The organism is Tepidimonas sp., assembly GCF_029335975.1.
In the GTDB taxonomy this organism is placed as follows: Bacteria; Pseudomonadota; Gammaproteobacteria; order Burkholderiales; family Burkholderiaceae_C; genus Tepidimonas.
Genome location: NZ_JARJMT020000128.1, coordinates 1 through 8,771, shown reverse-complemented (window position 1 = coordinate 8,771; position 8,771 = coordinate 1). Strand labels below are relative to the sequence as shown.

Below are 8,771 nucleotides of genomic sequence, written 5' to 3'. Positions count from 1 at the left end.
ACCAACGTGCTCAAGCACGCACAGGCGCGGCGCGTCACCATCGACGTGAGCGACCTGGAGGACCATCTGACCATCGAGATTGCCGACGACGGCCGGGGGGCCTCGCCGCAGGAACTGGGCAAAGACCGCTCGTTCGGACTGCTGGGCCTGCGCGAGCGGGCGCAGTCCGTTGGCGGTTGGCTGGATGTGGTGACGGCGCCCGGCCAGGGCATGACGCTGATCTTGTCGGTGCCACTGGGAGATCCTGCTGCGTCCAACGAAGCTGAGGAAGACGAACCATGATCCGAGTGGTGCTGTGTGATGATCATGCGGTGGTGCGGCGCGGGGTGCGCGACACCCTGATGGAGGCGACCGATATCCAGGTGGTGGCCGAGGCCGACAGCTATCCGGCGTTGCGCGAAGCACTGCGGCGCGAAAAGCCGGATGTTTTATTGCTGGATGTGGACTTGCCCGGTCGCAGCGGGCTGGAAATTCTGTCCGTGCTGCAAGAGGAGGGCAACCCCGTGCGCACCCTCATGGTCAGCATGTATCCCGAGGATCAGTATGCGATCCGCTGCCTGCGTGCCGGGGCGATGGGTTATTTGAACAAGGGGGGCGATCCGCAAGCCCTCATCGCCGCGGTGCGCACCGTCGCCCAAGGGCGCAAATACATCACCCCGGAGATTGCCGAACTGCTAGCCAACCACCTGCAAGCCCCAGAAGGCGCAGAGTTGCACGACAGCCTGTCCGAGCGCGAACTGCAGACTCTCAAGCTGATCGCCTCGGGCAAAAAGCTCTCGCAGATCGCCGAGGCGCTGATGATCAGCCCCAAGACGGTCAGCGTCTACCGCGCCCGCGTGCTGGAAAAGCTCGGCCTGAGCAACAACGCCGAGCTGACCGTCTACGCCATCCGCAACAAACTCGTCTGAGGTGCGCGGCCTCAGATCCCGTACAGGTCCGCCAGCAGCTGCATGAGCCGGCGCACCGGCTCGGCCAGCAGCGGCATCGATGCGGCGACGCCGATCAGCCCCACCGACAACGTCAGCGGAAAGCCGATGGCAAAGACGTTCATTTGTGGGGCGATGCGCGAGATGATGCCCAACACGACGTTGACGAACAGCAACATCACAATCAGCGGCAGCGCAATCCACAGTCCGTGCGAGAAGATTGCCGCCCCCAGCTCGTACAAGCGCATCTGGCGCAGTGCGCTCCAGGTGTCGTCCCCGATGGGGAAGGTGACAAAGCTGGCTGCCACGGCCTGGATGAGCATCAGATGGCCGTTGAGCACGATGAACAGCAGCAGGGCCGCGTTGCCATAAAAGCGCCCCACGGTGCTGGCCTGCGACCCTGTGCTGGGGTCGAAAAAACCCGCGTAGTTCAGGCCCATCTGCAGCCCAACGATTTCGCCAGTCATCTCGATGGCGGCAAACAGGATGCGCGCAGCCAGTCCGATGGACAGACCAATTGCCAGCTGCTGCACCAGCGTGCCCAGCGCCTGCGGGCTATTGAGCGATACGGTCGGCTGTACCGGCAAGGCCGGCTGCACGCACACGGCGATGACGAAGGCCAGTCCGATGCGCGCTCGCATGGGCACGGAACGCGCCGAAAACAGCGGTGCTGCCGCAAAAAGGCCCAAAATACGGACAAAAGGCCAGAAAACCGGCGTTACCCAACCCATCAGCTGGGCTTCGGTGAAGGTCAAAAACACGCCATCCATCGGTCGAGGCCGCTGCGGCGTTGGGGTTCAGACGGCGTAGTCGGGAATGGCGAGCAGCACGCGGCGGATGTACTCGACCAGTATGGTCAGCATCCAGGGTCCGGCGAGTGCCATGACGGCCACAGCCCCAATCAGCTTGGGCACGAAGGACAGCGTCGCCTCGTTGATCTGGGTGAGCGCCTGAAACAAACTGATCACCAAGCCAATCACCAGCACGGTCCCCAGAATGGGGGCGGCCACCGTGAGCAGGGTCAACATCGCCTGCTGCGCAATGGTCAGGACGGCTTGCGGTTCCATGCGGAAATTCCTAGGGTGTGGCGAAGCTGGCGGCCAGCGAGCCCATCAGCAGGTTCCAGCCATCCGCCAGCACGAACAGCATCAGTTTGAAAGGCAACGCCACCAACACGGGTGAGAGCATCATCATGCCCAACGACATTAGCACGCTGGCCACGATCATGTCGATGACCAGAAATGGGATGAAGACCATGAAGCCGATCTGAAACGCCGTCTTGAGCTCGCTGATGACGAAAGCCGGCACCAGCACGCGCAGCGGCGCGTCGTCGATGCGTGTATCGGGCGGCAGCTTGGCCAGGTTGACGAACAACTGAAAATCCGCTTGCCGGGTCTGCCCCTTCATGAACTCGCGCATCGGCACCTCGGCCGCCGCCACGGCCTGCTCGAAGCTGGCTTGCCCGGTGCTGTAGGGTCGATAGGCGGTTTCATAGACCCGGTCGAACGTTGGGCCCATGACAAAGAAGGTGAGAAACAGCGACAGCCCGATGATGACCTGGTTGGGGGGGGAGGCCTGCGTGCCCAGCGCCTGGCGCAACAGCGACAGCACGATGACGATGCGGGTGAATGCCGTCATCATCAGCAAAATGGCGGGCAGGAAGGACAGCGCCGTGAAGAACAGCAGCGTCTGGATGGGCACCGAATAGCTGGTGCCCCCGGGGCCCTGCCCAATCACCAGGGGCAGTTGTCCGGGCGGGGTCGGCTGCGCCCACAGCGCGCCGGCCCCGCCCGCCAGCGCCAGCGCCAGCGTAGCGCGCAGCCAACGGCGGTTTGTGCCGTTCATACCGTGGGCTCCCGCCGCGGGGGCTCGGCCGACAGGGCACGCGCGACATCCGCGTACTGTGGCGCGGGCGCAGGGGTACTCGCAGCGGAAGAGGCCTCACCCGTGCCGCGGCGGCTGGCCCCCAGCGGCTGGACGTGCAGGGTGCGCACATGCTGCGGCGTGACGCCCAGGGTCAGTTGTACCGCGCCGGCTGCGCCGTCCAGTTCCACGACGACGACCCGCTGCTGGGGCCCTACCATCAGTTGTGCGGTCACGCGCAGCGCCGCCCCGCCGCCGGCAGCGCGGGTCTGGCGCCGGCGCAGCCATTGCACACCCCAGGCCATGGCCGCCAATGCGACCAACAGCCCCAGGGCGGGCAGCCAAGCGGTCCAATCCGTTGTCATGCCAGGCGTTCGTCGGGCTTCAATGCTTGCTCAGGCGGCGCAAGCGCTCGGACGGTGTCACGATATCGGTCAGGCGGATGCCGAATTTTTCGTTGACCACCACCACTTCGCCCTGTGCGATCAGGTAGCCGTTGACCAGCACGTCCATGGGCTCACCGGCCAAGGCGTCCAGCTCCACGATGGAGCCTTGCGCCAGCTGCAGGATATATTTGATCGGTACCTTGGTGCGGCCCAGCTCCACCGACAGGGTGACCGGAATATCCAGCACCATGCTGATGTCGTTGTTGCCGGTGGGCGCGGGCGCCGCACCGTCGAACTGGGGGGCGCTCGCAAACACGTCGTCGCTGTCACTTTTGCCACTGCCCGTTTGTTCTTGTAGCGCCTGGGCCCATTCATCGGCCAGCGCCTGTTCATCGACCGGGCCAGGCGGGGTTTCGTTTTCATTTGTCATAGTTCGTCGCTCCGTGTCCGTGCCAGCTCTGGTCGCTGCTGCGGATGGTGCGCACCACCTTCAGCGCGTACTTGCCGTTGTGGGTGCCGTATTCGCACTCCAACACCGGCACGCCGTCCACCTTGGCCTGGATGATGCGCTGGCGCTCCAGCTCGATGAAGTCGCCGGGCTTCATGGCCAACAGTTGCTCCACGGTGGCCTCCGCGGTGGCCAGCTCGGCCACCAGCTCGACCTCGGCGGCTTGGATCTCGTGGCTGAGCAGTTTGACCCAGCGCCGGTCCACTTCCAACGAGTCGCCCTGGGTGTTGGAGTACAGCAGGTCGCGGATCGGCTCCAACGTCGAGTAGGGGATGCAGATATGCAGCGAGCCCGCGATGTCGCCAATCTCCAACGTAAAGCTGGAAGACACGACGATCTCGCTGGGCGTGGCGATATTGGCAAACTGCGGCTGCATCTCAGAGCGCTGATAGACCAGCTCCAGTGGGTAGATGCCTTTCCAAGCCTTTTTGTACTCCTCGGCCACTACGTCCACCATGCGGTTGATGACGCGCTGCTCGGTAGGGGAAAAGTCGCGCCCCTCGATGCGGGTGTGGAACTTGCCGTTTCCGCCAAACAGGCTGTCGATGACGCCAAACAGCAGCGTCGGCTCGCACACCACCAAACCACTGCCACGCAGCGGGCGCACCGCCATGATGTTGAAGTTGGTCGGCACCACCAGATCGCGCAGGAACATGCTGTACTTTTGCACCTGCACGGGCCCCACGGAGATTTCAGGACTGCGGCGGATGAAGTTGAACAGGCCCACGCGCAGGTTGCGCGCGAAGCGCTCGTTGATCACCTCCATCGTGGGCATGCGCCCACGCACGATGCGCTCTTGGCTTGACAGGTTGTAGGTGCGGATCCCGCCGGTCTGCACCTCCTCCTTGGCGAGTTTTTGGCTCTCGCCAGTCACGCCCTCGAGCAGGGCGTCGATCTCGTCTTGGGACAAAAACGCGTCGCTCATGGTGTCGTGGGGCGGTCGGGGTGAATGGGGATCAGCGGGGCATCGGCCTCACTGGACGATCAAGCTGGAAAACAGCACGGCTTCGACCGGGCTGTAACCGCGGTATTCCTCCATGTCAGTGGTGGTGCGCACCAGGTCGAGGATGTCCTTGGATAGTTGCTCTTTGCCCTCGGCACTCAGGAGTTGGTCTGCCGTGCGGCGGGAGATTTGCATCAGGATGCCATTGCGGATGGCAGGCATGAACTTTTTGACCTCTTCGGCAACCTTGGCATCCTCCACCTGCAGCGTGATGCCCACCTGGGCATAGCGCGTCGTGCCTGGGTCGGCCAGGTTGACGACGACAGCCTCCAGCGGCATGAAGGTCGGCGGGCCCGCCGGGGCCTTTTTCTTGGGCTTGGCCTTGGCTTCCTTGGCGGGTGGTTCTTCGCCGGCTTCTTCGTCGTGGCCACCCTTGAGCAGGAAGAAGGCGGCTGCACCCCCGCCAGCCAGGAGTACCACCAAGGCGATGATGATCAGCAGGAGCTTTTTGCTCTTGGGTTTTTCACCGCCGGCGGCGGGTGCAGCGGATTCAGCCATGGTATCGGAGCAGGATGGGTAGAAGAAGGGAGAATGGCCGACGACGGCGCCGGCACACGCAACTCGCCTATTGTGTCACGGCTCATCTGCGCCCATCGGGTGTGCCAGGTGTGCTCAACTGCCTCGCCCGTATTGTGGTGTCTCTCCGTGCCAAAATCAAAACCCGAAAAGCCCCCTGGAATCTGGGCTGTTTGGCGGATGGGCCCTGCTCAGGCGTACACATCCAGGCCCGCGTGCCCGCTGGCCCCCTGGTGGGTAACGCCCGGCCCCGCGGGGGAGGGCGCGGCTGGCCCGGTGAGGCTCAGGTCCATGCGGAGCGAACGGGGGCTCGCATCCGCGGGTGGCTGCCCCTGGCCTTGCGCAAATTGCCCGCCAACGTCCACGCCGCCCAGCGTCAAGCCGACCCGGGCCAGGGCCTCGGCCAGCGCGGCCGGTGCCTGTGCCTGGATGAGCTGGCGCATGGCGCCGTCATCCGTGCGGAAGAAGACCTGTGCGACCCCGTCGGTTACGGTGACATCCACTCCCAGCGGGTCGTCCGTGCCCTCCTGGAGCGAGAAGCTGGCGCGCTGCGACTTGCCGGCGGTCCACAGGCTGACTTGGGCCCCTAGGGACTCGAATGCTTCGCCTAGGGCCTGGCCGAGTTGCAGCCCGAAGTCGGATACTTCCGGGCCCGCGCTGCCATCCGCAAAGCGCGATGGGGTGTCTGGCGTGGCCGGTCCACCTGACCGCAGTGCGTCGGAGGGGCGTTGCGCTTCGCGCCGCTCGCTGGACGGGTCTGAGGTCTGCGCTTGCGCCATCTGCTCCACGGGAGAGGAGACGGCCGCTGCTGCCGACGCGGCGGCATCGCCCGCGTGGCGCCCGGCCCGTGTGTTGGGTGTCTGTAGGGCGGCAGTGCCGTCGGGCGCGGACGCCTCCCGCTGGACCAATCGACCGTTGACCAGGCCTGTGCCAGGCGGGCGCTGCTTGGAGCGCGCGACGGTAGATACCCAGGCCCCCGGTGGGGTGTCGGGGGGGGAGGTCTGCTGGAGCTGGCCCAACCCAGCGCCTTTGGCAGGATCCGCGACCGGGTAAACGCCAGCCGCTTGCGGCGCCCAAGGTGGCGCTGTCTGCCCCTCGGCAACGATCTGGGTGCGACCGTCCGTCGAGCCTGCGCTGTCCAGCGCCGGCGGCCATATCGCAGCTGGGGTGACGGCGGCCACCAGGGGCGTGGCGGTCTCGGGTAGGGTAGGTACGCGGGGGGCGGGTTTGCGGTCGTCCTCGGTGGTCAGGTCGTCTTGCGCCGCCGCACCGGCCTCGGTGTCGGCAGCAGCGGCCTTGGTGTCGGCAGCAGCGGCCTCGGTGTCGGCAGCAGTAGCGGGCAGCCCGGTGGCGTCATCCGCACACAAATCCGCCAAGAGCTGCGCGAACGGGTCACCGCCCTGCGGGTCGGACAACGCGCCGCGCTGGCCCTGCGGGCCTTGTGGCCGGTGGACACCATGCGCAGATGAGGCCGGGGGGAGCGATTCGGCTTTCATGGACATTCTCCATCAGGAATGGGGCAGCTGGCGGCGCCGGTGGAGTGTGGCCGCCATCTCGTCGTTGGCTTTTTGCTCGAGACGCCGCAGATGCTGGTGCCAGTCTTGCTGCCAACGCTGTTGAACCCGCTCGAGCGTGGCCAGTGCGCGCTCCGCTTCGCGCAGTTGCGCTTCGCGCTGCGCGATGCGCTCGTCGAGTTGGCGCAGCGTCTGGGTCTGATAGGTGATGGCGTCTTCCAGCTTGGCCATGAACTGCCGATGCGTGGCGAGCAAGGTGGGCGACACGCCGACGAGGGCGCGCTGGTGCCAGCGGGCTTCGGCATCCTGGGTGTAGGCTTGTAACTGGGCCATCTGGGCATCGGCGCTTTGGCGCTCCTGGCGTGCGCGGGCCAGCGCCTGCGCGGCCTCGTCGCGGCGGCGCTCAGCCATCTCCAGCAAAATGCCCAAATCGCGCGGCTTGTTCATGCGCGGCCTCCCTTGGCGTCGCGGCCGCTGCGCGCGGTGGCGGGCTGCAGCACCTCGGCCAGCCGCTGCACGCTCGCGTCGAGCGTGGCGCATTCCCGCATGTCTTGCATCAGCAGCTCTTGCATTGCTGGCTGCAACTGGATGGCCAGGTCGGTTTCCGCATCGCTGCCTGGCACATAGGCGCCCAGTTGGATGAGGTCGCGGCTCTTTTGATAGCGCGAGTACAGCTGCCGGAAGCGCCTGGCCAGCGCCCAGTGTGTCTCGTCCACGACGTTGTGCATGACGCGCGAGGCGGACGCCTCGATGTCGATGGCGGGGTAGATGCCTGATTCGGCCAGCGCCCTGGACAAAACGATGTGTCCGTCCAGAATCGCGCGCGCAGCGTCGGCCACGGGGTCCTGCTGGTCGTCGCCCTCGGACAGCACGGTGTAGAAGGCGGTGATGGAGCCGCCTCCTTCGGGGCCGTTGCCAGACCGCTCCACCAACTGCGGCAGGCGCGCGAAGGCGCTGGGCGGGTAGCCTTTGGTGGCCGGAGGCTCGCCAATCGCCAGGGCGATTTCGCGCTGCGCCATGGCATAGCGGGTCAGCGAGTCCATCAGCAACAGGACGTGGCGGCCATCGTCGCGGAAGCGCTCGGCGATTGCGGTGGCATAGTGTGCGCCCTGCAGTCGGACCAATGGAGGCGCATCGGCAGGGGCGGCCACGACCACCGCGCGTTCACGGTCGCGCGGGCCCAAAATATCCTCGATGAACTCTTTGACCTCGCGCCCACGCTCCCCGATGAGGCCCACGACGATGACGTCGGCCTGGGTGTAGCGCGCCATCATGCCCAGCAGGATACTTTTGCCCACGCCAGAGCCGGCAAACAACCCCAGACGCTGGCCGCGCCCCACCGTCAGCAGCGCGTTGATGGCGCGCACGCCAGTGTCTAGCGGTTGGCGCACGGGCGCGCGGTTCATGGCGTTGATGGGCGGGCGCTCCAGCGGCTGTACCTGCACACCGTGCAAGGGGCCGCCGTGGTCCAGGGGGTGGCCATGGGCATCCACCACACGGCCAAGCAGGCCGTCGCCCAGCGGCAGGCGCAGCACGCCGCGGTCGTTGGGCACGATGGGCTGCGGGGCATCGCCCAGGCGAGGCCGCGGGCGGTAAGGGGGCAGGGGCCGCACCCGGGCGCCAGCAGCCAAGCCCATGACTTCGCTGGCTGGCATCAAAAAGGCCCGGTCGCCCGAGAAGCCCACCACCTCGGCCAGCACGCTCGACTCGGTTGCGCTGGGAGGGGCGAGCGGATCGGGGTTGGGGTCGATGATGCACTGTGAGCCGACCGGTGTGCGGATGCCCTGGGCCTCCAGCACCAGACCAGCCAGCCGCGTCAGTCGGCCGCTGATCTCCAGCGGCGTCGGCTGCTGGGCGGCTTGCCGCGCGGCGGCCAAAAATCGTTCCCAGGCAGACGGCTCAAGCATGATCGGCTTCCTCGCTCGCCCACGACAGGTCCAGCCCCAGATTGCCCACCGCGCGGGCCCAGCGGCGCTCGACAGTTCCGTCCACCAAGCCTTGGGCCGTCTCGAGCACGCAGCCACCGGCGGACACCCGCGCGTCAGGCACCAGGCG

The 8,771-nt window shown here is 66.2% G+C and carries 13 protein-coding genes; 2 read left to right on the top strand and 11 right to left on the bottom strand.

The annotated features are described in order from the left end of the window. Nucleotides 1–282: ATP-binding protein (locus P3W97_RS06910; RefSeq protein ID WP_300845094.1), on the top strand; the 282-nt coding region annotated here is incomplete at its 5' end. Further along, nucleotides 279–908 carry a response regulator transcription factor gene (locus tag P3W97_RS06905; RefSeq protein WP_300845092.1) on the top strand — a complete coding sequence of 210 codons (630 nt, stop codon included), beginning with the start codon at nucleotides 279–281 and terminating at the stop codon, nucleotides 906–908. The genes P3W97_RS06910 and P3W97_RS06905, both read left to right, overlap by 4 nt. Before the next feature lie 11 nt (nucleotides 909–919). Here P3W97_RS06905 and fliR read toward each other — a convergent pair whose 3' ends face one another. The 11 genes from fliR to P3W97_RS11060 form a co-directional block, all read right to left on the bottom strand. Then, on the bottom strand, nucleotides 920–1,657 hold the full coding sequence (fliR, locus tag P3W97_RS06900) for a flagellar biosynthetic protein FliR (protein WP_300845096.1): 738 nt from the start codon (nucleotides 1,655–1,657) through the stop codon (nucleotides 920–922). A gap of 66 nt (nucleotides 1,658–1,723) precedes the next feature. Beyond that, nucleotides 1,724–1,993, bottom strand: a complete 270-nt coding sequence (gene fliQ, locus P3W97_RS06895; RefSeq protein WP_300845090.1) for a flagellar biosynthesis protein FliQ — start codon at nucleotides 1,991–1,993, stop codon at nucleotides 1,724–1,726. A 10-nt stretch (nucleotides 1,994–2,003) separates the two neighbouring features. Beyond that, a complete protein-coding gene (gene fliP / locus P3W97_RS06890) occupies nucleotides 2,004–2,771 on the bottom strand; it encodes a flagellar type III secretion system pore protein FliP (protein ID WP_300845088.1) in 768 nt (255 codons plus the stop codon). Continuing rightward, nucleotides 2,768–3,154 carry a flagellar biosynthetic protein FliO gene (locus tag P3W97_RS06885; RefSeq protein ID WP_300845086.1) on the bottom strand — a complete coding sequence of 129 codons (387 nt, stop codon included), beginning with the start codon at nucleotides 3,152–3,154 and terminating at the stop codon, nucleotides 2,768–2,770. Before P3W97_RS06885 ends, fliP begins: the two co-directional genes overlap by 4 nt. A 19-nt stretch (nucleotides 3,155–3,173) precedes the next feature. Beyond that, the gene (fliN, locus tag P3W97_RS06880; protein WP_300845084.1) at nucleotides 3,174–3,605 is read right to left on the bottom strand and encodes a flagellar motor switch protein FliN; all 432 of its coding nucleotides are present in this window, start codon (nucleotides 3,603–3,605) and stop codon (nucleotides 3,174–3,176) included. Further along, a complete protein-coding gene (gene fliM, locus P3W97_RS06875) occupies nucleotides 3,595–4,608 on the bottom strand; it encodes a flagellar motor switch protein FliM (RefSeq protein WP_300845083.1) in 1,014 nt (337 codons plus the stop codon). Before fliM ends, fliN begins: the two co-directional genes overlap by 11 nt. Nucleotides 4,609–4,656: 48 nt before the next feature. Then, complete coding sequence (gene fliL / locus P3W97_RS06870; RefSeq protein WP_300845081.1) at nucleotides 4,657–5,184, bottom strand: flagellar basal body-associated FliL family protein; 528 nt, start codon at nucleotides 5,182–5,184, stop codon at nucleotides 4,657–4,659. Between the two features lie 209 nt (nucleotides 5,185–5,393). Then, nucleotides 5,394–6,698 carry a hypothetical protein gene (locus tag P3W97_RS06865; RefSeq protein ID WP_300845079.1) on the bottom strand — a complete coding sequence of 435 codons (1,305 nt, stop codon included), beginning with the start codon at nucleotides 6,696–6,698 and terminating at the stop codon, nucleotides 5,394–5,396. A gap of 12 nt (nucleotides 6,699–6,710) precedes the next feature. After that, entirely contained in the window at nucleotides 6,711–7,163 is a 453-nt protein-coding gene (fliJ, locus tag P3W97_RS06860) for a flagellar export protein FliJ (protein WP_300845077.1), read from the bottom strand. Then, nucleotides 7,160–8,623, bottom strand: coding sequence for a flagellar protein export ATPase FliI (gene fliI / locus P3W97_RS06855; RefSeq protein WP_300845075.1), 1,464 nt, complete (start codon nucleotides 8,621–8,623; stop codon nucleotides 7,160–7,162). The genes fliJ and fliI overlap by 4 nt, the downstream gene beginning before the upstream one ends. Continuing rightward, nucleotides 8,616–8,765, bottom strand: coding sequence for a FliH/SctL family protein (locus tag P3W97_RS11060; RefSeq protein WP_367184602.1), 150 nt, complete (start codon nucleotides 8,763–8,765; stop codon nucleotides 8,616–8,618). The genes fliI and P3W97_RS11060 overlap by 8 nt, the downstream gene beginning before the upstream one ends. Nucleotides 8,766–8,771 lie beyond the last annotated feature (6 nt).

What these genes read in the sequence shown, in the direction of transcription:
- P3W97_RS06905 (WP_300845092.1), top strand. Translation starts at nt 279, where the DNA reads ATGATCCGAGTGGTGCTGTGTGATGATCATGCGGTGGTGCGGCGCGGG.
- fliR (WP_300845096.1), bottom strand. Translation starts at nt 1,657, where the DNA reads ATGGGTTGGGTAACGCCGGTTTTCTGGCCTTTTGTCCGTATTTTGGGC.
- fliQ (WP_300845090.1), bottom strand. Translation starts at nt 1,993, where the DNA reads ATGGAACCGCAAGCCGTCCTGACCATTGCGCAGCAGGCGATGTTGACC.
- fliP (WP_300845088.1), bottom strand. Translation starts at nt 2,771, where the DNA reads ATGAACGGCACAAACCGCCGTTGGCTGCGCGCTACGCTGGCGCTGGCG.
- P3W97_RS06885 (WP_300845086.1), bottom strand. Translation starts at nt 3,154, where the DNA reads ATGACAACGGATTGGACCGCTTGGCTGCCCGCCCTGGGGCTGTTGGTC.
- fliN (WP_300845084.1), bottom strand. Translation starts at nt 3,605, where the DNA reads ATGACAAATGAAAACGAAACCCCGCCTGGCCCGGTCGATGAACAGGCG.
- fliM (WP_300845083.1), bottom strand. Translation starts at nt 4,608, where the DNA reads ATGAGCGACGCGTTTTTGTCCCAAGACGAGATCGACGCCCTGCTCGAG.
- fliL (WP_300845081.1), bottom strand. Translation starts at nt 5,184, where the DNA reads ATGGCTGAATCCGCTGCACCCGCCGCCGGCGGTGAAAAACCCAAGAGC.
- P3W97_RS06865 (WP_300845079.1), bottom strand. Translation starts at nt 6,698, where the DNA reads ATGAAAGCCGAATCGCTCCCCCCGGCCTCATCTGCGCATGGTGTCCAC.
- fliJ (WP_300845077.1), bottom strand. Translation starts at nt 7,163, where the DNA reads ATGAACAAGCCGCGCGATTTGGGCATTTTGCTGGAGATGGCTGAGCGC.
- fliI (WP_300845075.1), bottom strand. Translation starts at nt 8,623, where the DNA reads ATGCTTGAGCCGTCTGCCTGGGAACGATTTTTGGCCGCCGCGCGGCAA.